Here is a 20,695-nt window from a genome sequence, read left to right on the forward strand (position 1 = left end):
TCGCGTACGCCCGCCCGCCCGAGGTCCACGAGGCCACCCTGCGCCGGATGTTCCTCGGCAGTCCGGACGGCGGCCGCCCAGGACGGCCGACCGTCACCACCCGGTCAGCAGCAGGTGGTTGAGCAGCAGCGCGACAACGGCCTGCGCCGCCAGCCACCCCCGGGCGCCCGTCAGCCACGCGCAGGCCGGCAGCAGCCACACCGCGAACGGCAGCCAGATGCGTTCCGTCTCCGCCTTGCTCATGCCGGACAGGTCGGCGGCGAGCAGGGCGATCAGCGCGGCGAGCACGAGCACGCCGAGGCGGACGTCGGGTCGGGCGCGGCGCCGAAGGAGCGTGACGCCGGTCCGCCGCAGCCCCGCCACCGTCGCCGGACCCACCACCAGCACCGTGCACGCCAGGTTCGCCCACACCCAGTAGCCGTACGGCCGGACCCCGCCCGCCCCCTGGTGGTAGCGGCGGACCAGCAGCCGGTACGCCTCCCACCAGTCGAAGCCGGCGAGGGTGAACACCGCCGGGACGACGACGAGGCCGGCCGGCAGGAGGAGCAGGGCCCGGGTGCGGCGCGGGCCCAGCAGGAGGACGGCGCCGGCGATCACCGCGAACAGCGTCAGACCGTACGACAGGTAGCAGGTCAGGCCGAACAGCAGGCCCGCGGCACCCGCGGTCCACGCCGGCCGGTGTCCCGTCACCGCCAGGGCGAGAAGGGCCGTCGCCCAGGCCGCGACCGCCGCGAAGTAGCCGTCGGCGGACGTGCCCACCCACACGGCGGCCGGGGCCAGGACGAGGAAGGGCGCGGCCCTGCGGGCGAGCGACTCGTCCGCGAGGACCCGCACGGCGACCAGCACCGCGACCGCCGCCGTCGTGCCGACGGTGATGCACCAGGCGCCCGCCCAGCCCCCGCCGCCGAGCCCGACCCGGTCCAGGAGGACGAAGGTGAGGGTCGCCGCCGGGGGATGACCGGCGACGTGGGCGGGCCAGTTGTCGGGAGAGTCGATCAGGATGTGCCCGGTGAAGTCCGCCAGCGCGGCCGGGATGTCGGGGAAGCGGTCGACGACCGGCAGGTACTCGCTGCGGGTCGTCAGCTGCTCGGCGACGCCCCGGTGCCAGCCGTCGACCAGGGCGAGCGAGAACGTCCAGGCCATGCCGGCGGCCCAGACGCCCAGGAGCAGCACGCGCCAGGGCAGCCGGGCGGCGAGGGCGGGGCCGTACGCGACGACCAGGGCGGCGACGACCAGGGCGGCCGGGGTGCCGGGGCCGAGGTGCGGGTCCCACGTCGCCAGCAGCGGCGGCCACCCGACGCGGAGGGTGCCGTCCCGGTGCTCGACGGCCGTGCCGACCAGGGCGGCGGTCGCCACGAGCAGCGCGGCGGCAAGGGTCGCGTACAGGTCACGTAGGAGAGCGCGGTTCACGCGCAAACGCTAGGTCGCGAGAGCTCGCCCGGACGGCTGACAGGCGCGGACGTCAGAGTTTCGTCATGGTTCACGGCCCCTTGCCGGGGGTGGCCCGGGCCTACGGTCGGGGCATGGCACGCACTCCCTTCTCGCCCGCGTTCTGGCGCAGCCCCCTGCGCGGTCCCCGGCTGACCTCGCTGCTCGGCGTGGTGCTGCTCGGCGGAATCACCGTGCTGTTCCTGACCGGGCTGCTGTCGTACGCCGCCTACAACCCGGACTTGTCACCCGTGAACGACAAGACCCCGGACAAGGGGATCCTCGGCTTCTACCTCTTCTCCTGGCCGACCGACCCGCACTGGCTGTACCGGCTCAACCAGGGCGTCCACGTCACCCTCGGCATCACCCTGATCCCCGTCCTGCTGGCCAAGCTGTGGTCGGTCGTGCCGAAGCTGTTCACGCTGCCGCCCGCGCGCTCCCTCGCGCACGCGCTGGAACGTGTCTCCCTGCTGCTCCTGGTCGGCGGCGCCCTGTTCGAGTTCGTGACCGGAGTCCTCAACGTCCAGCTCGACTACGTCTTCCCCGGCTCCTTCTACCCCCTGCACTTCTACGGCGCCTGGGTGTTCTTCGCCGCGTTCGTCGCGCACGCCGCCCTCAAGACACCGGCGGCCCTCCGCAACCTGCGTCAACTACGCGAAGAGAAAGACGAGTTGGTGTCCCCCGAGCCTGCCGAGGCCACCGTCTCCCGGCGGGGTGCCCTCGGTCTGGTCGGCGGCGGCTCCCTGCTGCTCCTCGCCACCACGGCCGGACAGAACTTCGACGGGCCGCTGCGCCGCACCGCCCTGCTCGCCCCGCACGGCGGTGCCGAGCCGGGCACGGGACCGGGCGCCTTCCAGATCAACAAGACCGCCGCGTACGCCGGCATCGACGCGGCGGAGACCGGTGACCAGGTGTGGCGGCTGGTCGTCGTCGGACGCACCGGGACCGTCCGGCTGGGCCGGGCCGATCTGCTGCGGCTCCCGCTGCACAGCGCCGCGCTGCCCATCGCCTGCGTGGAGGGCTGGTCGACCTCCGACCAGTGGTGGCGCGGCGTGCGGCTGCGGGACCTCGCCGCCCTCGTCGGGTACGACGATCCGCCCGACGTCCTGGTGGAGTCCCTGCAGCGCCGCGGCGCCTTCCGGCGGGCCGCCCTGCGCGCCAACCAGGTCGCCGACCCGCGCTCCCTGCTCGCCCTGTTCGTCAACGGTGAGGAGCTGACCCCCGACCACGGCCACCCGGCGCGGGTCATCGTGCCCGCCGCGCCCGGCGTGCTCAACACCAAGTGGGTGGCCCACATGACCTTCGGAGACCTGTGATGCGACCGCGGATCCCCGTCGGAAGCCCCCTGCAGATCCTGCTGCTCGCCTGCTCGTTCGCCCTCGCCGGATACGCGGGTGTGCGCCTGTTCGCGGACGACTGGCTCGGCGTCGCCCTGTGGTTCGTGGGCGCGGCCGTCCTGCACGACCTGGTGCTGCTGCCGTTGTACGCCGGGCTCGACCGCGCACTGGTGAGGGCGGCGGGCCGGCGCAGGGAGTGGATCTCCTACGTCCGGGTGCCCGCCGCGCTCTCCGCGCTGCTCCTGCTGGTCTGGTTCCCCCTGATCAGCGGGCGGGTGGCGGGGCGTTACGCCTTGGCCACCGGCCTGTCCGCCGACGGGTTCGCGGCCCGCTGGCTGCTGCTGACGGCCGCGCTGTTCGGCGGCTCGGCACTGCTGTTCGTGGTGCGGGTCCGCAGGGCGACGAAGGACCGTCCGCCGGCCGCCCACTGACCGACGGCACCCCAGCCCGCGCGGTCCGCGTGCCGCAGCAGGGCCGGTGTGCCCAGCCGCGCCCACGGGAACGGGCTGCCCGTCGCCCCCCGGGCGTCGGCCACCCGGACCAGCACCCGTTCGTCGAGGTCCAGCCCGGGCACCGTCTCCACGACCAACAGACCGCCGGGGCACAGAAGTTCGGACATCCGGCCGAGGAGCACCGCCGGGTCGCCGCCGATGCCCACGTTGCCGTCGATCAGGAGCGCGGTGCCCCAGCGGCCCTCGCCGGGCAGCGGCTCGAACACCGAGCGCCGCAGTGCCGGCCCGCCGAGCGCCCCGGTCCGGGAGACGGCCGCCTCGCTGACGTCGATGCCGAGCACCCGCCGCCCCTGGGCGCCCAGGGCCGCGACCAGCCGCCCCGGACCGCAGCCGACGTCGAGCACCGCGCCCTCGCAGCGCCGCAGCACCTCGAGGTCCGCCGCGTCGGCGTCCGCGCACCAGCGCTCCACCTCCAGGGGGAGCAGCCAGCCGTCGGCCCGGCGCAGGAAGAGCGGGCCGCGGCCGGTGCGCAGGGCGTCGGCGTAGGGGTCGGCGGACCAGGGCTCGGTGCGAGGCGCCCGCTGTCGGGCGATCCGTACGGTGCTCATCGGACCCCGGTCGTACGGAGCCGGGCCAGCCGCGCGGCGAACCGGCCGCCGGGCGCCGTCCGGGCGACGGCCTCCGCGTCGTACGCCGTGTCCACGTCCCGCAGTCGCGGCAGCTCCCGCACTCGAAGGCCGGACAGCCGCGCCCGCTGGGCGGCCCCCGTCACAGGCGTCGACATCGGTACGCCGAGCAGCAGCGCGGGATCCGGGGCGGCCAGGCCCAGGCCCCAGAAGCCGCCGTCCTCGGCGGGCCCGAACCAGGCGTCGCAGTCCGCGAAGTCCACGGTGAGCAGCTCCGGCGTCACCTGGGGGGTGTCCATGCCGATGAGCAGGGCAGGGCCGTCGCAGCCGGCGAAGGCCGCGGCCAGCCGCTCGTCGAGGCCGCCCGCGCACTGTCGTACGACCTCGAAGCCGGGCGGCAGCCACGGGCCGGGCTCGCCCTCCAGCACCAGCACCCGGCGCCGGGCGGGCGTCCGGGCCACCGCGTCCAGGGTGTCGGCGAGGGAGGCCTCCGCGAGCGCGGCCGCCTCCTCGGGGGTGAACGGCGGGGTCAGGCGGGTCTTCACGCGGCCCGGGCGCGGTTCCTTGGCGATGACGAGCAGTGTGGTCACGTGCGGACTCCCTTCTCGCCGGCCGTCCCGGCGTCGCTCAGTACCAGGCTCATGTCCCGCACCGCCTGCCAGGTGCCGCGCCAGGTGCCGGTCACCTTGGAGGTGCCGGTGCGCGGACGGTAGGGGACGTCGTGCTCGGTGATCCGCCAGCCCGCGTCGGAGGCACGCACCACCATCTCCAGCGGGTAGCCGCTGCGCCGGTCGGTGAGGCCCAGGGCCAGCAACGGCTCACGCCGGGCGGCGCGCAGCGGACCGAGGTCCCGCAGCCGCAGACCGGTGCGGTGGCGCAGCAGCCGGGTCAGGGCGAGGTTGCCGGCCCGTGCGTGCGGCGGCCAGGCGCCGCGGGTCTGCGGGCGGCGCCGGCCGAGCACGAGGTCCGCCCCGCCGGCGGCGACCTCGTGCACGAAGGGCACCAGGTCGGCCGGATCGAGCGAGGCGTCGCAGTCGCAGAAGCAGACGATGTCGGCCGTCGCGGCCCGCAGCCCGGCGTGGCAGGCGGCGCCGAAGCCGCGCTGCTCCTCGCGCACGACACTCGCGCCGAGGGCGTGGGCGACGCGGGCCGAGCCGTCCGTGGACCCGTTGTCCACGACCAGCGCCCGCCAGCCGGGCGGGATGCGCTCCAGCACCCAGGGCAGCGCCTCGGCCTCGTCGAGGCAGGGGAGTACGACGTCCACGGACACGGGGTCCGGAACGGGTTCGCAAGAGGTCGTCACGACTCTCACCCTACGAGCGCGAAAAGGGCATACCGGACTACGGCTTCTTACGAAACACGGACGTCGGGAGCCGGGGACCGCACTTCGCCGCCCAGGGTGCGAGGCTGGCGCCATGGAGCAGCAGCCTTACCGGCCGGCCGGGGCCCGGGTCCTCGTCGTGGACGACGACCCCACCGTCGCCGAGGTGGTCGCCGGATACCTCGACCGGGCCGGATACGTCGTGGAACGCGCCGGGGACGGGCCCGACGCGCTCGCCCGGGCCGCCGCGCACTGGCCGGACCTGGTCGTCCTCGACCTGATGCTGCCGGGCATGGACGGCCTCGAAGTGTGCCGCCGCATGCGGGGGCGCGGGCCCGTCCCGGTCATCATGCTCACCGCGCGCGGCGACGAGGACGACCGCATCCTCGGCCTAGAGGTCGGAGCCGACGACTACGTCACCAAACCCTTCAGCCCCCGTGAACTCGTGCTGCGTGTCGAGTCCGTCCTGCGCCGCAGCCGGCCCGCCCGGCCGTCCGCGACCCTCCACGCGGCCGGACTCACCCTGGACCCGACGGCCCGCCGGGCCGCCAAGGGGGGCGTCGAACTCGCCCTCACCATCCGGGAGTTCGATCTCCTCGCCTTCTTCCTGCGCCACCCGGGGCGGGTGTTCGGACGCGAGGACCTGATGCGCGAGGTGTGGGGCTGGGACTTCGGGGACCTGTCGACCGTGACCGTCCACGTCCGGCGGCTGCGCGGGAAGGTCGAGGACGATCCGGCGCGACCGCGGCTGATCCAGACCGTGTGGGGCGTGGGGTATCGCTTCGAAGGACCGGAAGGCGAGGCCTGACCATGCGTGACACCCTCCTCATCGCCCTCTTCGCCTTCCTCGGCGCCACCGCGGCCGGCGTGCTCGGTGCGGGCGTCCTGCTGTTCATCCGGCGGCGCTCGGTCGTCACCCACCTCGCCGTGGTCGCCGCCGTCGGTGTCACCGCGATGCTCGCGGGCACCCTCGCCGTCGCGCAGGCGATGTTCCTGTCCGCGCACGACCTGAAGGTCGTCACCACGGTCGTCGCCATGGCCGCCGTGGTCTCCCTGGCCACCGCCCTGCTCCTCGGCCGCTGGGTCGTCGCCCGCAGCCACGCCCTCGCGCTCGCCGCCCGCTCCTTCGGCGACGGCGGCGACTTCACCTCACCCGACGGCCCGGCCACCGCCGAACTCGCGGAGCTGAGCCGGGAGTTGGAGTCCACCAGCGCGAGGCTCGCCGAATCCCGGGAACGGGAACGCGCGTTGGAGACCTCGCGGCGGGAACTGGTTGCCTGGATCTCGCACGACCTGCGCACCCCGCTCGCCGGCCTGCGCGCGATGTCCGAGGCACTGGAGGACGGCGTCGCCACCGACCCCTACCGCTACCTCCGACAGATCCGTACCGAGGTCGAACGCCTCAACGACATGGTCGGCGACCTTTTCGAACTGTCCCGTATCCACGCGGGCGCGCTGGCGCTGAGCCCGAGCCGCGTCTCCGTGTACGACCTCGTCGGCGACGCGCTCGCGGGCGCCGACCCACTGGCCCGCGAGTACGGCGTACGGCTGGTCGGAGGCCGGGTCGAGCCCGTGCCGGTCGAGGTGGACGGCAGGGAGATGAGCCGGGTGCTGGGCAACCTGCTCGTGAACGCCATCCGCCGCACTCCCGCCGACGGTACGGTCGCGGTCGCCGCCGAGCGCGGACCCGGCGGGGTCGTCCTGTCCGTCACCGACAGCTGCGGCGGCATCCCCGAGGAGGACCTGCCCCGCGTCTTCGACACCGGCTGGCGCGGCACACACGCCCGGACCCCGCCGGCCGGCGCGGGACTCGGCCTCGCCATCGTGCGGGGCATCGTCGAGGCCCACCAGGGGCGGGCCACCGTACGCAACGTCACCGGCGGCTGCCGCTTCGAGGTGACGCTCCCGGCCGCCGAGGCCTGACCCTCGTGCCCTCGGCCCGGCTCGCCTTACACTGAATCGCAAGGGACCTTCGTGACATTTCGGAACCGCCGTGCGTCCTCAGCGGAAGTTCGTACTGGCCCTCGCCCTGGTCCTCGTGTCGGTGCCCGCCCTCTCCGCGCGGGCACAGGGTGAGGCAGTCCCGCGCGGCCCCACCTTCGGTGCGCGCGCCCTGCAGGCGCTGATCGACGGCATTCAGTTCGGTGTCATCATCGCGATCACCTCGGTCGGGCTCTCGCTGATCTTCGGCACCATCCACCTGATCAACTTCGCACACGGCGAGTTCGTCACCATCGGCGCCACCTTCGCGTTCTACCTCAACGCCGCCGCGGCCGGTCCGGGCTGGCACCTGATCCCCGCCGCCGTCGCCGCGGTGGCCTTCGGTGCCCTGCTGGGCGGGGCCGTCGAGCGGGGCCTGTGGCGACCGCTTCGGGCTCGGGGCACCGGGCTGATCAACATGTTCATCGTCACCATCGGGCTCTCGCTGCTGCTGCGGCACCTGGTGCTCGTGCTGTACGGAACCCGGCCCGCCTCCTTCGCGCAGTACGACATCCAGAGCACGATCGGCCTGGGGCCGGCCAGCATCACCCCCCGGGACCTCACGGTCACCCTCCTCGCCGTGCTGGTGCTGCTCGGCATCGCCATGCTGCTGCAGAAGACACGCATCGGCACGGCCGTCCGGGCCGTCTCCGCCAACCGTGACCTCGCGGAGGCGACGGGCATCGACGTGCAGCGGGTGGTGCTGTTCGTGTGGATGCTCGGCGGCGGGCTGGCCGCACTGGGCGGGGTCTTCTTCGGCCTCGTCGAGATCGTCACCTGGGACATGGGCTTCAAGCTGCTGCTGCTCATGTTCGCGGGGGTCATCCTGGGTGGCCTCGGCTCCGCCTACGGGGCGATGGCCGGCAGCCTCGTCATCGGCGTCGTCGCCCAGATGTCCACCCTGTGGTTCCCGGTCGACCTGCAGTACGCGTGGGCGCTGCTGGTCCTCATCGTCGTCCTGCTCGTCCGGCCGCAGGGCATCCTCGGCCAGGCAGAGCGCGTCGGGTGAGGGGTGTGCCGTGGACTTCTCGGTCATCCTCTCCGACGCCCTGCGCTCCGGCATCGGCCCCATCGCGGCCGTCTACGCACTCGCCGCGATGGGACTGAACCTGCACTTCGGCTACACGGGCCTGCTGAACTTCGGCCAGGTCGGATTCATGCTGGTCGGCGGCTACGGGCTCGCCATCACGGTGTCGACGTACGACGGCCCGATGTGGCTCGGCGTGCTGGCCGGAGTCGCCTGCGCGATCGTGCTGGCCCTGCTGCTCGGCCTGCCCACCCTGCGGCTGCGCGCCGACTACCTCGCGATCACCACGATCGCGGCGGGGGAGACGCTGCGGCTGTTCTACCGCTCCAGCTGGGCCGAGCCGGTCACCGGTGGGGTGTTCGGGCTGCAGAGGTTCGCGAAGGACTTCTACGACCTCAGCCCCATCGAGCGCGGCACCTACGGCGTGTGGCTGGTGAGGTTCAGCTCCCGCGACCTGTGGGTGATGATCGTCGGATGGTCGCTGGTGGTCGTGGCCGCGGTGCTGCTCGCCCTGCTGATCCACAGCCCGTGGGGCCGTGTCATCCGGTCGGTCCGTGAGGACGAGGTCGCCGCGCGCAGCCTCGGCAAGAACGTCTACGCGTACAAGATGCAGAGCCTGGTGCTGGGCGGCGTCATCGGAGCGGTCGCGGGCATGCTGCAGGCGATCCAGGTGCAGTCCGTGAACCCGGACAACTTCGATCCGGGCGTCACGTTCTTCCTGTACACGCTGCTCGTACTCGGAGGTGCCGGGCGGATCCTCGGGCCGGTCGTCGGCTCCATCCTGTTCTGGTTCGTCCTCAGCTTCCTCGACAGCGCGCTGAGGCAGGCCATCGACGCCGAGTACATCTCGCCGGACCTCATCAGTACCTCCGAGGTCGGCGCGGTGCGCTTCGCCCTGGTCGGGGTCGCCCTGATCCTGCTGGTCGCGTTCAGGCCGCAGGGCATTCTCGGCAGCCGGAAGGAGATGCTGCTCAGTGACCGCTGACACGGGCGGATCCAGTGGGCCCGGGGCCCACGCGGGCACGGGGACCGGCCGGCTCTCCGGGGTCGTCCCCGAGCCGGGGGTGCGCAAGCCCGACCCTCTGCTGGTCCTGGACCAGGTGACCCGTGCCTTCGGCGGCCTCGTCGCCGTGCGGGTCGAACACCTGGAGATGCAGCGCGGGGTCATCACGGCGCTCATCGGGCCCAACGGAGCCGGCAAGACCACGCTGTTCAACGTGGTCAGCGGTTTCGACCGGGCCGACGGCGGCCGTTGGTCGTTCGACGGACAGCCCCTCACCGGCTCCCCGGCGCACCGGGTGGCGCGGCGGGGACTGGTCCGTACGTTCCAGCTCACCAGGACGATCGCCCGGCTCACCGTGATGGAGAACATGCTGCTCGCCGCGCCCGGGCAACGCGGGGAGCGGGTGCTGCCCGCTCTGCTGCGCCCGCTGTGGCGCGGACAGGAGCGGGAGTTCGAGCGCCGTGCCGACGAACTGCTGGACCGGTTCCGGCTCGGGCCCCTGCGCGACGACCACGCCGGCACGCTCTCCGGAGGACAGCGCAAATTGCTGGAGCTGGCCCGCGCTCTGATGGCCCGGCCGGTCATGATCATGCTCGACGAGCCGATGGCCGGGGTGAACCCCGCGCTGACCCAGTCGTTGCTCGGACACATCACCCAGCTGCGGGACGAGGGACTGACGGTGTGCTTCGTCGAGCACGACATGGACGTGGTGATGGGCATCAGCGACTGGGTGGCCGTCATGGCCGACGGCCACCTGGTGGCCGAGGGACCACCGCACACGATCGGCCGCAACGCCGCAGTCGTGGACGCCTACCTGGGCAAGCGGCACGACGAACCCGAGGCGACCGGGGAAGAGGAAAAGGAGTAGCGATGTCCGCCGATGAGCAGGAGCAGGAACCGGTGCTGGCGGCCGACGACATCGTCGCCGGATACGTCCCCGGGGTCGACGTGCTGCGCGGATGCAGCATCGAGGTGCGCCCGGGCGAGGTGGTCGGCGTCATCGGCCCCAACGGCGCCGGCAAGTCGACGCTCGTCAAGGCCGTCTTCGGGCTGCTGCGGGTGCGCGGCGGGACCGTGCATCTGCGCGGCGAGGAGGTCACCAACCGGCCGGCGCACGAACTGGTCCGGCGGGGCGTGGGCTACGTACCGCAGTTGCAGAACGTCTTCCCCGCGCTGACCGTCGAGGAGAACCTGCGGATGGGCGTCTATCTGCGCCCCAAGGCCTACGCGCGGCGGGCCACGGCGGTGGAGGAGCTCTTCCCCCTGCTGGCCGACCGCCGCGGACAGAAGGCCGGCGCGATGTCCGGCGGCGAACGCCAGATGCTCGCGATGGCGCGCGCGCTGATGATGGAGCCACAGCTGCTGCTGCTCGACGAGCCGTCGGCCGGCCTGTCACCGCTCCATCAGGACCACGTCTTCGACCGGTGCAGAATGATCAACAGCGCGGGCGTCGCCGTCCTCATGGTCGAGCAGAACGCGCGCCGGTGCCTGCAGATCTGCGACCGCGGCTACGTCCTCGACCAGGGCCGCAACGCGCACACCGGCACGGGTACGGCCCTGCTGCACGACGAGAAGGTGATCGAGCTCTACCTTGGCACCCTCGCCCGCGTCCGCTGACTCCTCTTCCTGTCCGTCCTCCCGGTCACTACCGGTCACTCCAGGTCACTCCTGGGCCTCGCTGGTCTCGGTACGCAGGGTCTGCAGTTGTCCCTTGGCGTCGTAGCCGTACACCTCGATCGTCGCCTGACCGGGTTCGCCCTTGTCGGTGAAGTCGAGCGGACCGCTCACACCGTCGTAGTCGATGTCCTTGCCGTCGGCGATCAGCTCCTTGCAGGCGGCGAACGTGGTGCACTTGTCGCCGTCCTTGGTGATCCCGTTCATCTCCTCCACGAAGTCGCCCGGGTCGTCGGACTCCGCCTGTTCGGCGGCGAGCGCGATGGTCGTCGCGCAGTCGAACACCTGTGGTGCGAACTGCAGCTCCTTCAGCTGCGGGGCGAACTTCTTCAGGTCGTTGATGTACTTCTCGTTCTCCGCCGACGCCGGCGCGGTCCCCTTCATCCCGGAGAGCCTGCCCGGATCGCCCGGGGAGACCAGTGAGGCCAGCTCCTCGCTGCGCAGTCCGTCGGCGCCGTAGACGCCGATGCGGTCCGGCCCCAGTCCGGACTCGATCATGCCCTGAAGGATCTGGGTGCCCTCCTCGAACGCGATCACCACGGCGGCGTCCGGCCCGGAGTTCTTCACCTTCTGCACGACCTGGTCGAAGTTGGTCGCCTTCGGGTCGTACGTCTCGGCGAGCGTCACCGTCGCACCGCGGTCCTCGAGTGTCTTCCGCGTGGTCTCCATGAGGCCGCGGCCGTAGTCGTCCGCCCGTGCGATCACGGCCACCCGGTCGTGTCCGTCCGCCCGGACCACATCCGCCAGGATGGGCCCCTGCAACGCGTCGCTCGGGACGGTACGGAAGTAGAACCCGTCGTCCTCGTAGTCGGTGAAGGTGGGCGCGGTGTTCGACCCCGAACACTGCACGACGCCCGCTCCGGTCACCCGGTCGATGAACGCCAGCGACATGCCGGAGGCCGCGGCGCCGACGACGGCGTCCACGCCCGCCGCGAGGACCCGGTCGGCGGACTGCACGGCAACGGCCTCCTGGCCCGCCTCGTCGCTGGAGACCACCGTCGGCACCGGCTTGCCCAGTACCCCGCCCGCGTCGTTGATCGTCTTGATCGCGAACTTCAAGGACTCGATCTGCGGCGGGCCGAGGTAGGCCAGCTGCCCCGTCTCAGGCAGGACGGAGCCGAACTGGAGCTCACCATCGCCCGGCTCGGCCGGAACCGCGGACGAAGCGGTGCCCGTCGCACCGCAGACAGCTATCACAAGGGCGGCCGCGCTCGTGAAGATCGCGGACCGCCGTATCGACGCTTTCATCTCCGCCTCCGCTCGGTACAGGCGGCGGTGGTCGAACAGGCCGGCCATCCGCCCGCCCTCTGTACATGATCCTAGAACGCATGCGAACGCCCGAGAAGTGCGAATTGTAGGCATTTGTGAAGAGTGGGGCCAGGCGGCCCGGGTCGCGCCCCTGATCAGCCGGGCACGCCCTGGCGCATCCCCGCGCGCGCGAACTCCCGCATCCCCTCCACGAACCCCACCTCCGCCCGCCACCCCAACTCCGCCCGCAACCGCGCCGAGTCGGCCGTGATGTGCCGTACGTCCCCCAGCCGGTACTCGCCGGTGACGGCCGGCTCCGGACCGCCGTACGCGGCGGCCAGCGCCCGGGCCATCTCGCCGACCGTGCGCGGCTCACCGCTGCCGGTGTTGTACGCGGTGAGCGCGCCCCTGCGCGCCGTGGCCTCCAGCGCCGCCACGTTGGCCGCGGCCACGTCCCGCACGTGCACGAAGTCCCGGCGCTGACGGCCGTCCTCGTAGACACGGGGAGCCTCGCCGCGGGCGAGCGCCGAGCGGAAGAAGGAGGCGACCCCGGCGTACGGGGTGTCGCGGGGCATGCCCGGCCCGTACACGTTGTGGTAGCGCAGCGACACCGCCGAGCCGTCCACGGCCCGTGCCCACGCCGCCGCCAGGTGCTCCTGGGCCAGCTTGGTCGTGGCGTACACGTTGCGCGGATCGACCGGGGCGTCCTCGCCGACCAGACCGGGCGACAGCTCGGCCCCGCACCGCGGGCAGCGGGGCTCGAAGCGGCCCGCGGTGAGGTCGGCGACGGCCCGCGGGCCCGGCCGCACCACCGCGTGCCGGGGACACTCGTACCTGCCCTCGCCGTACACCACCATCGACCCGGCCAGCACCAGCCGCCGTACGCCCGCGTCGGCCATGGCGGTGAGCAGGACGGCCGTACCGAGGTCGTTGCGGGAGACGTACTCCGCCGCGTCGGCGAACCCGACGCCCAGGCCCACCATCGCCGCCTGGTGGCACACCGCGTCCACGCCGCTCAGGGCACCGCGGACCGCGCCGGGGCTGCGTACGTCCGACGCGGGGTCGGCCAGGACGTCGTAGACGACGGGCTCGTGCCCCCGCGCCGCCAGTGCCGCCACGACCTGGGACCCGATGAATCCGGCACCGCCGGTGACCAGTACACGCATGCGGCCACGCTAGGGCCGGGCGCGGCCCGGACGACCGGACCGCGCCCGGCACGTCACGGCTTCGTAAGACTCGCCGCGCCCAGCGGCAGCACCAGCGTGAACACCGTCGCCCCCGGCACGCTGCTCAGCTCGACCGTGCCACCGTGCGCCCGGACCAGCGAACAGGCGACCGCGAGGCCCAGACCGCTGCCGCCACGGTCACGGCTGCGGGCCTTGTCGACGCGGTAGAAGCGGTCGAAGACCCGTTCGCGGTCGGCGGGCGGGATGCCGGGGCCCGCGTCCGCGACCCGCACCAGCGCCCTGCCGGGCTCGACCAGGACCGACACGGTCACCTCGGTGCCCGCCGGGGTGTGCACGGCCGCGTTGGTCAGCAGGTTGTCCAGTACCTGGCGGATGCGCTGCGGATCCAGTCGCAGCCGCAACGCCCCGGGACCGGGCGCCACGGTGAGCCGATGGTCCGGACGGCTCGCGCGGAACGCGTCGGCCGCGTGCTCGACCAGCTCCACCAGATCCGCCTCCACCATCCGCAGCGGAGTCTCCACCTCGGCCGCGTCCAGGCGGGCGAGCAGCAGCAGGTCGTCGAGGAGGAAGCCCATCCGGGCCGCCTCGGCACGCAGCCGGGCCAGATGCCGGTCGCGTTCCTCGGGGGCGTTCGCGGCGGCGTACTGGAAGAGGTCCGCGTAGCCCCGTACCGACATCAGAGGTGTGCGCAGCTCGTGCGAGGCGTCCGCGACGAAGCGGCGCAGCCGCTGCTCGGCCTCCGCGCGGACCGCGAGGGAGTCGTCGATGTGCTCCAGCATCGTGTTGAACGCGGTCCGCAGCTCGTCCACCTCCGGGCCGCCGTCCCGGCCGTCGGCGCGCAGCGGCAGCCGGGCGGCCGACTCGGTCAGGTTGTGCGAGGCGATGCCGTGGGCGGTGTGCGCCATGTCGCTCAGCGGCTGCAGACCACGCCGCAGCATCTTCCGGCCGGCCACCACCAACGCCAGCACCGCGAGCGCGAACGCGATCACCTGCACGGTGATCAGCCGCTCCACGGTGTCCTCGATGTCCTCCATGGGCGCGGCGCTGACCAGTACCACCCCGGGCTCGACCTCACAGGCCCGCAGGCGGTAGACGCCCTTCCCGTCGATCCGCACGGTGCTCATCAGCTCGGTGTCGGAACGCGCCATGTTCTTGGCGAGCGCGGTGAGCGGACGGGTGTCGTCCGGGATGTCGGCGGGCCGGCGCAGGACGGCTGAGTCGTCCGACACGTCGTAGACCGCGCTGAACCAGCCCCAGTACGGTTTCTGCCGCACCGTGCCGTTGGCCTCGGCGTCCTTGGACTGCACCGTCTGGACGACCTTCAGCTGGTAGCCCAGCTGGTGCTCCAGGTAGTCGCGCATGTACATGGTCAGCGACCAGCCCACCACGGCGAACACCACCAGGGACAGCGCGCCCAGGCCCAGCGCGAGTCGGGTGCCCAGGCGCAGCCGGCGATACGTCCTTCGCAACCGCCTGATCACTCCGACGCCTGCCGGATCACGTACCCGAAGCCCCGCACGGTGTGGATCAGCGGCTCACCCGTGTCGTCCAGCTTGCGGCGCAGCCGGCTGACGACCAGCTCGACCACGTTGGAGCGGCCGCCGAAGCCGTACTCCCACACGTGGTCCAGGATCTGCGCCTTGGTGAGCACGGTCGGCGACTTGCGCATCAGATAGCGCAGTACCTCGTACTCGGTCGGAGTGAGGGTGAGCAGCCGCTCCCCGCGCCGCACCTCACGGGTGTCCTCGTCCATCGTCAGGTCCGCCACCCGCAGTACCGAGCGCTGGAAGCCGGGGCCGGCGCTGCGCCGCAGCACGGTCCGCAGCCTGGCCATCAGCTCCTCCACCGCGAACGGCTTGACCAGGTAGTCGTCACCGCCCCGGGTCAGCCCCGCCACCCGGTCGGCGACCGCGTCCCGGGCCGTGAGGAACACCACCGGCACCATCGTCCCGGACCGGCGCAGCCGGTCCAGCACGCCGAAGCCGTCCAGATCGGGCAGCATCAGATCGAGCACCACGATGTCGGGACGGAACTCGGAGGCACGGCTCAGCGCCTCCTCGCCCGAGTTCGCGGTGATCGCGTCCCAGCCCTCGTAGCGGGCGACCGTCGCCACGAGGTCGGCGATCGGAGGGTCGTCGTCCACGACAAGGAGTCGTACTTTTTCCACCTGCTCATACTGCTTCACGAGACGTCCGAAGCCGCAGTGCCTGTGAACGCCGTGGCCACATCGATAAGCACTTGAAAGTCGTACGACAGTAAATCGACAGCTCCCCACGGGGAAGCTCGGTTACCCCGGACCCGGATCAAGGAGCTCGCCCCGTGACTGCCGTCCAATCGCCCCCTGCGCCCCCCACGGCGATAAAACGCCCCAGGGTGGTGGCCCGCACGGGCCTGTACGCCGTGCTGGCCGCGAACGCGGCCGTGGTGGCCTTCTTCTTCACCCAGGCGGGGTTCGCGTCGAACGCCCTCATCGTGCTGGGCCGGCTCACCGGCCTGTACGGCGCCCTCCTGATGGCCTTCCAGCTGGTCCTGGTGGCCCGGCTGCCCTGGCTCGACCGCCGCATCGGCATGGACCGGCTGACCTCCTGGCACCGCTGGACCGGCTTCGGCATCCTGTTCACGCTGCTCGGCCACGCCGTGTTCATCAGCTTCGGCTACGCCGCCTCCTCCGACCTGGACCCGGTCAGCCAGCTGGTGGACCTCGCCGAGACCGTCGAGGGCGTGCTCCGCGCGGTCGTCGCGCTGGCGGTCATCATCGTGGTGGGCGCCGTCTCGGGCCGCTACGCCCGCCGCCGGCTGGCCTACGAGACGTGGCACTTCATCCACCTGTACACCTACGTCGCCGTGGTGCTGGCCTTCACCCACCAGGTCGCGGTCGGTACGACCTTCGCCTCGTCGTCCGTCGCGACGGCGTACTGGTACGGCGTCTGGGGCCTCGCCCTCACCTCGGTGTTCGTCGGCCGGCTGGTGCTCCCGCTGTGGCGGAACTGGCGTCACCAGCTGCGCGTCACCGCCGTCGTCCCCGAGTCGGACAACGTCGTGTCGGTCTACATGAGCGGCCGTGACCTCGACCGCATGCCCGCCCAGGCCGGCCAGTTCTTCCTGTGGCGCTTTTTGACCCGTGACCGCTGGTGGCAGGCCAACCCGTTCTCCCTGTCGGCCGCCCCCGACGGCCGCACCCTGCGCCTGACCGCCAAGGCCGCCGGCAGCGGCAGCGCCGCCCTGCGGCACGTGAAGGTCGGCACGCGGGTCTTCGCCGAGGGCCCCTACGGCGCCTTCACCGCGCTGCACCGCACCCGTCCCGAGGCCGTGCTCATCGCCGGCGGCGTCGGCGTCACCCCGATCCGGGCCCTGCTGGAGGAGATCCAGGGCCACGCCGTCGTCATCTACCGGGTCGCCACCGACCGGGACGCCGTCCTCTACGACGAGCTGCGGGACCTCGCCCTCGCCAAGGGCTGCGAGCTGCACCTGGTGACCGGGCCGCCCGTCCCGGACCGGCTGGCGCCCGGCGAACTGGCGCGCATGGTGCCGGACATCGCGGACCGGGACGTCTTCCTGTGCGGACCGCCGCCCATGATGAACGCGGTGCTGGGCAGCCTGCGCGAGCTGAACGTGCCCAAGCCGCAGATCCACTTCGAGCGCTTCAGCCTGGCGGGATGAGGAAGTCACCGTGAAACGAGCCATACCTGTCGTGGTCCTGAGCATCGCGGGCCTGGTGCCCGTGTGGCTCTACGAGCCCTCGGCCGCCACGTCCACCGTCCAGACCACCACTCCCGCGCCCTCCACGTCCTCCTCGTCGGGCTCCTCCGGTGTCGTCACCGGCTCGACGGTGAACACGGAGAAGGGCCCCGTGCAGGTCCAGGTGACCTTCGCGGGGACGCGGATCACCGCCGTGAAGATGCTCCAGCAGCCGAACCACCCGCAGACCACGGCGGCGGTGCCGAAGCTGGTCGCGGAGACGCTGGAGGCGCAGAGCGCGGACATCGACACCGTCTCCGGCGCCACCATCACCACCGAGGGCTACAAGGAGTCCCTGCAGGCCGCGATCGACGAGAACGCCAAGACGGCGTCCGCCTCGCCGTCCGCCTCCGCCTCCCAGACCGTCGACGGCTCCACGGTGAACACGGAGAAGGGCCCCGTGCAGGTCCAGGTGACCTTCGAGGGCGACGAGATCACCGCCGTGAACATGCTCCAGCAGCCCAACCACCCGCAGACCACGGCGGCGGTGCCGAAGCTGGTCGCGGAGACGCTGGAGGCGCAGAGCGCGGACATCGACACCGTCTCCGGCGCCACCATCACCAGCGACGGCTACCGGGAGTCCCTGCAGGCCGCCCTCGACGCGAAGGGCTGACCGGCATGCACCGCGTCGAGCACGTCATGGGCTTCCCGGTCTCGCTGCGCGTCGACGACGAGGGCGTCCCCGAGTCGGCCGCGGACGCGGTCTTCGCGTGGCTGCACGAGGTCGACGCCCGCTTCAGCCCGTTCAGGGCCGACAGCGAGGTGTCCCGGCTCGACCGGGGCGAGCTGTCGGACCGGGACGTCAGCGCGGACCTGCGTGAGGTACTCGACCTGTGCGAGGAGTACCGAGTCGCCACCGGCGGCGCCTTCGACGTACGGCTGCCCGGACGCGGTCTCGACCCGTGCGCGGTGGTGAAGGGCTGGTCGGTGCAGCGGGGCGCCGACCTGCTGCGGGCGGCCGGCGCCACCCGCTTCTGCCTCAACGCCGGCGGCGACGTGGCCTGCGCGGGCGGCCCCTGGCGGGTGGGCGTACGGCACCCCGAGCACGCCGACCAGCTGTGCACGGTCCTCGAGCTCACCGACGCGGCGGTGGCCACCTCCGCCCGCTACGAGCGCGGCGACCACATCGTCGACGGCCGGACCGGGCGTCCGGCGACGGGGCTGCTCAGCCTGACGGTGGTGGCCGCGTCCCTGACGGAGGCCGACTCGGTCGCCACGGCGGCGTTCGCGATGGGCCCGGACGGCGTCGACTGGGCAGCCTCGCTGCCGGGCTGCGAGGTGTTCGCGGTGGACGCGCAGCGGCGGGTCCTGCGGACGCCGGGGCTGCCGGTGGCCCAGGCGGCGGGCGCGCGCTGAACCCGCCGCACCCGCCCGCTCGGACGGCGAGGGCGGGCTGCGACCGGCAGCCCGCCCCCTCTCACTCCGTACCGCCGGGTCAGCCGACGTCGGAGGCGTCCAGGCGGTACAGGCCGCTGTAGTCGCCGACCGCCGTGCCGTTCTTCCTGACCCAGGTCGAGATCTCGCTGTTCGACGAGGACTGGCCGCTGTCGCCGATGACGATGTAGTGCAGCTTGCCGGACTTCACCAGGCTCTTGAGCTTGGCGAGGGTCATCGCGTCGTCGCTGCCGGACCAGCCGCCCATCGAGATCACCGGCTGACCCGACTCCAGGATGATCGAGGACGCCGTCTGGTCGGTGGCCACCGCCACCAGCCAGGTCGCGCCGTCCTGGTTCTTCTTCAGGTACGTGATCATCTCGGACGAGACCTCGGTGCCCCCGCCCATGCCGCCGGCGGTCCGGCCGGTGTCGGACTCCGAGGACGTGCCGGAGGAGGAGGGCGCACCCGACGGCGGCTGTCCGGTCGACTGCCCCGTGGAACTCCCCGTCCCGCTCGGCGCGTCGCCGCTCGGCCGCCGGCCGCCGCCCATGCCGCCGCCCATGCCGCCACCGGTGTTCGGGCCGGCTGTCGGGTTGGTGCCGTTGGTGCTCGCGGTGGTCGCCGCCGACACCGAGTACGCGGCGGGGCCGGCGAGCAGGGCCACGACCGCGGCCAGCGCGGCGACGCCCACCAGCCGCTGCCGCCCGGTGAACCGGCCGACCAGCAGCCCGATCACCGCGGCGGCACCGGCGATCCCGGCCACGACCTCCGCGACCGTGTACAGCGTCCCCGAGCCGGAGACCCGCTGGAGCAGGACGACCGCCCAGACCGTACTGGCCGCGACCGCGAGCGGCAGCACCCAGGACCACCTGGCGGCCGGACCCTCGACGAACGCCCGGTACAGCATCACCGAGCCGATTCCCGCCAGGGCCGCGATCCCGGGGGCCATGGCCGTGACGTAGTACGGGTGGAAGGTGCCCTCGGCGAGCGCGAAGGTCAGGTGGTGCAGGACGAACCAGCCGCCCCACAGCAGCAGCGCCGCCCGCTTGGCGTCGGTGCGGGGAGCCCGGCCGCGCAGCACCAGTCCGCCGACGAGGGCGATGAGCGCGAAGGGGATCAGCCAGGAGATCTGGCCGCCCATGATCTCGTTGAACATGCGGTACAGGCCCGCGTCGCCGCCGAAGCTCGCGCCGTTGCCCTGCGATCCCACCGACGAACTCGCCCCGAGGATCCGGCCGAAGCCGTTGTAGCCGATGACCAGGTCCCAGACCGTGTTGTCGGTGGAGCCGCCGATGTAGGGGCGCGCGGAGGCCGGGATCAGGTCGACGACCACCATCCACCAGGCGCTGGAGACGATGAGCGCGAGCGTCCCGACGGCGAGGTTGCGCACGCGCCGGCCCAGGCCGCCCCTCGCGGCCCACAGGTAGACCAGGAAGAACGCGGGCAGGACGACGTACGCCTGCATCATCTTCGTGTTGAACGCGAAGCCGATCGCGACGCCGGACCACACCAGCGGCAGCAGCCGCCCCGTGCGCACCGCCTTCATCAGGGCGGCCGCGCCGAGCAGCATCAGGAAGACCAGGACGGGGTCCGGGTTGGTGTCCCGGGTGATGGCGACCGTGATCGGGGTGAGGGCGAGCGCGAGGGCGGCGACCGTACCCGCCACCGGACCGAAGTCCCGCTTCACCATGCGGTACAGCAGGGCGACCGAGCCGGCACCGACCGCGACCATGGGCAGTGCCAACTGCCAGGCGCCGTAACCGAAGAGGCGCGCGGACAGGCCCATCACCCACAGCGCGAACGGCGGCTTGTCGACGGTGATGAAGCTGCCCGAGTCGAGCGCGCCGAAGAAGAACGCCTTCCAGCTCTCGGTGCCGCTGTAGACGGCGGCGTTGTAGAAGGTGTTACCGGTGACGGACGACAGGTTCCAGGCGTACAGGGCCGTGGCCAGGACGAGAACCGCCCACAGGACGGGACGGGCCCAGCTGGGGTCCTCGGGAGCGCCGGTGAACAGCCGCCGGGCACGGGCGGCAAGACCACCGCCGGCCGTCGGGGCCGCGTGGTGGCGGCGCCCGCCGTCCTGGGCCGGCGGCGCGGGCGGTGGGGCGAGGGTCGTCATGACGCGTACTCCAGTTGCTCCGGGCGGTGTTCTCGCGGTGATGTCAGTGACCCTCGGCGCGGTCTCTGGGGGATTGCTGAGCGACTCCTGAGGACGAGGTGAGAATCAGCGGACTCACAGGTGACCCACAGCGGGTCCGTGGCCGGGTCCCGGCCACGACGGTTGGAGCCGCGTCACG

At 72.6% G+C, this 20,695-nt stretch carries 19 protein-coding genes; 10 read left to right on the forward strand and 9 right to left on the reverse strand.

Going from position 1 to position 20,695, the window contains the following annotated elements; all coding sequences use genetic code 11:
• Positions 1 to 93: 93 nt before the first annotated feature.
• On the reverse strand, positions 94 to 1,410 hold the full coding sequence (locus tag AQJ84_RS00820) for a hypothetical protein (RefSeq protein ID WP_053192985.1): 1,317 nt from the start codon (positions 1,408 to 1,410) through the stop codon (positions 94 to 96).
• A gap of 113 nt (positions 1,411 to 1,523) precedes the next feature.
• Between AQJ84_RS00820 and AQJ84_RS00825 the strand changes: the two genes are divergently transcribed.
• Complete coding sequence (locus AQJ84_RS00825; protein WP_030041275.1) at positions 1,524 to 2,744, forward strand: molybdopterin-dependent oxidoreductase; 1,221 nt, start codon at positions 1,524 to 1,526, stop codon at positions 2,742 to 2,744.
• Positions 2,745 to 3,051: 307 nt separating this feature from the next.
• Here the strand turns inward: AQJ84_RS00825 and AQJ84_RS00835 are convergent, their stop codons facing one another.
• From AQJ84_RS00835 to AQJ84_RS00845, 3 genes are read right to left on the reverse strand one after another with little or no spacing between them, the layout of a single operon-like run.
• On the reverse strand, positions 3,052 to 3,825 hold the full coding sequence (locus AQJ84_RS00835; protein WP_078631998.1) for a class I SAM-dependent methyltransferase: 774 nt from the start codon (positions 3,823 to 3,825) through the stop codon (positions 3,052 to 3,054).
• A complete protein-coding gene (locus AQJ84_RS00840; RefSeq protein ID WP_053192986.1) occupies positions 3,822 to 4,433 on the reverse strand; it encodes a TIGR04282 family arsenosugar biosynthesis glycosyltransferase in 612 nt (203 codons plus the stop codon). The genes AQJ84_RS00835 and AQJ84_RS00840 overlap by 4 nt, the downstream gene beginning before the upstream one ends.
• The gene (locus AQJ84_RS00845) at positions 4,430 to 5,155 is read right to left on the reverse strand and encodes a glycosyltransferase family 2 protein (RefSeq protein WP_053192988.1); all 726 of its coding nucleotides are present in this window, start codon (positions 5,153 to 5,155) and stop codon (positions 4,430 to 4,432) included. Before AQJ84_RS00845 ends, AQJ84_RS00840 begins: the two co-directional genes overlap by 4 nt.
• A gap of 103 nt (positions 5,156 to 5,258) precedes the next feature.
• Between AQJ84_RS00845 and AQJ84_RS00850 the strand changes: the two genes are divergently transcribed.
• The 6 genes from AQJ84_RS00850 (at position 5,259) to AQJ84_RS00875 (ending at position 10,791) form a co-directional block, all read left to right on the forward strand.
• Entirely contained in the window at positions 5,259 to 5,972 is a 714-nt protein-coding gene (locus tag AQJ84_RS00850; RefSeq protein ID WP_030041281.1) for a response regulator transcription factor, read from the forward strand.
• A 2-nt stretch (positions 5,973 to 5,974) separates the two neighbouring features.
• Positions 5,975 to 7,087, forward strand: coding sequence for a sensor histidine kinase (locus AQJ84_RS00855; protein ID WP_053192990.1), 1,113 nt, complete (start codon positions 5,975 to 5,977; stop codon positions 7,085 to 7,087).
• A gap of 70 nt (positions 7,088 to 7,157) precedes the next feature.
• A complete protein-coding gene (locus tag AQJ84_RS00860) occupies positions 7,158 to 8,153 on the forward strand; it encodes a branched-chain amino acid ABC transporter permease (protein WP_051870007.1) in 996 nt (331 codons plus the stop codon).
• A gap of 10 nt (positions 8,154 to 8,163) precedes the next feature.
• On the forward strand, positions 8,164 to 9,156 hold the full coding sequence (locus AQJ84_RS00865; protein WP_030041284.1) for a branched-chain amino acid ABC transporter permease: 993 nt from the start codon (positions 8,164 to 8,166) through the stop codon (positions 9,154 to 9,156).
• Positions 9,146 to 10,042, forward strand: coding sequence for an ABC transporter ATP-binding protein (locus AQJ84_RS00870; RefSeq protein ID WP_078632000.1), 897 nt, complete (start codon positions 9,146 to 9,148; stop codon positions 10,040 to 10,042). Before AQJ84_RS00865 ends, AQJ84_RS00870 begins: the two co-directional genes overlap by 11 nt.
• 2 nt (positions 10,043 to 10,044) lie before the next feature.
• On the forward strand, positions 10,045 to 10,791 hold the full coding sequence (locus AQJ84_RS00875) for an ABC transporter ATP-binding protein (RefSeq protein WP_030041286.1): 747 nt from the start codon (positions 10,045 to 10,047) through the stop codon (positions 10,789 to 10,791).
• Positions 10,792 to 10,836: 45 nt separating this feature from the next.
• Here the strand turns inward: AQJ84_RS00875 and AQJ84_RS00880 are convergent, their stop codons facing one another.
• The 4 genes from AQJ84_RS00880 to AQJ84_RS00895 form a co-directional block, all read right to left on the reverse strand.
• A complete protein-coding gene (locus tag AQJ84_RS00880) occupies positions 10,837 to 12,096 on the reverse strand; it encodes an ABC transporter substrate-binding protein (RefSeq protein WP_030041287.1) in 1,260 nt (419 codons plus the stop codon).
• Between the two features lie 155 nt (positions 12,097 to 12,251).
• Positions 12,252 to 13,262, reverse strand: a complete 1,011-nt coding sequence (locus AQJ84_RS00885) for an NAD-dependent epimerase/dehydratase family protein (protein ID WP_030041288.1) — start codon at positions 13,260 to 13,262, stop codon at positions 12,252 to 12,254.
• A gap of 53 nt (positions 13,263 to 13,315) precedes the next feature.
• Complete coding sequence (locus tag AQJ84_RS00890; protein ID WP_030041289.1) at positions 13,316 to 14,764, reverse strand: sensor histidine kinase; 1,449 nt, start codon at positions 14,762 to 14,764, stop codon at positions 13,316 to 13,318.
• Positions 14,761 to 15,426 carry a response regulator transcription factor gene (locus AQJ84_RS00895; RefSeq protein WP_053192992.1) on the reverse strand — a complete coding sequence of 222 codons (666 nt, stop codon included), beginning with the start codon at positions 15,424 to 15,426 and terminating at the stop codon, positions 14,761 to 14,763. Before AQJ84_RS00895 ends, AQJ84_RS00890 begins: the two co-directional genes overlap by 4 nt.
• Before the next feature lie 176 nt (positions 15,427 to 15,602).
• Here AQJ84_RS00895 and AQJ84_RS00900 point away from each other — a divergent pair, with 176 nt between their 5' ends.
• Genes AQJ84_RS00900 through AQJ84_RS00910 form a run of 3 tightly spaced genes read left to right on the forward strand, consistent with a single transcriptional unit; the run spans position 15,603 to position 18,377 of the window.
• On the forward strand, positions 15,603 to 16,943 hold the full coding sequence (locus AQJ84_RS00900) for a ferredoxin reductase family protein (protein ID WP_225889052.1): 1,341 nt from the start codon (positions 15,603 to 15,605) through the stop codon (positions 16,941 to 16,943).
• 10 nt (positions 16,944 to 16,953) lie between these two features.
• The gene (locus AQJ84_RS00905) at positions 16,954 to 17,634 is read left to right on the forward strand and encodes an FMN-binding protein (protein WP_059198788.1); all 681 of its coding nucleotides are present in this window, start codon (positions 16,954 to 16,956) and stop codon (positions 17,632 to 17,634) included.
• Between the two features lie 5 nt (positions 17,635 to 17,639).
• A complete protein-coding gene (locus AQJ84_RS00910) occupies positions 17,640 to 18,377 on the forward strand; it encodes an FAD:protein FMN transferase (RefSeq protein WP_030041294.1) in 738 nt (245 codons plus the stop codon).
• A gap of 79 nt (positions 18,378 to 18,456) precedes the next feature.
• Here AQJ84_RS00910 and AQJ84_RS00915 read toward each other — a convergent pair whose 3' ends face one another.
• A complete protein-coding gene (locus AQJ84_RS00915; protein WP_053193001.1) occupies positions 18,457 to 20,517 on the reverse strand; it encodes an ArnT family glycosyltransferase in 2,061 nt (686 codons plus the stop codon).
• Positions 20,518 to 20,695 lie beyond the last annotated feature (178 nt).

It is taken from the genome of Streptomyces resistomycificus, assembly GCF_001514265.1.
GTDB classification, from domain to species: domain Bacteria; phylum Actinomycetota; class Actinomycetes; order Streptomycetales; family Streptomycetaceae; genus Streptomyces; species Streptomyces resistomycificus.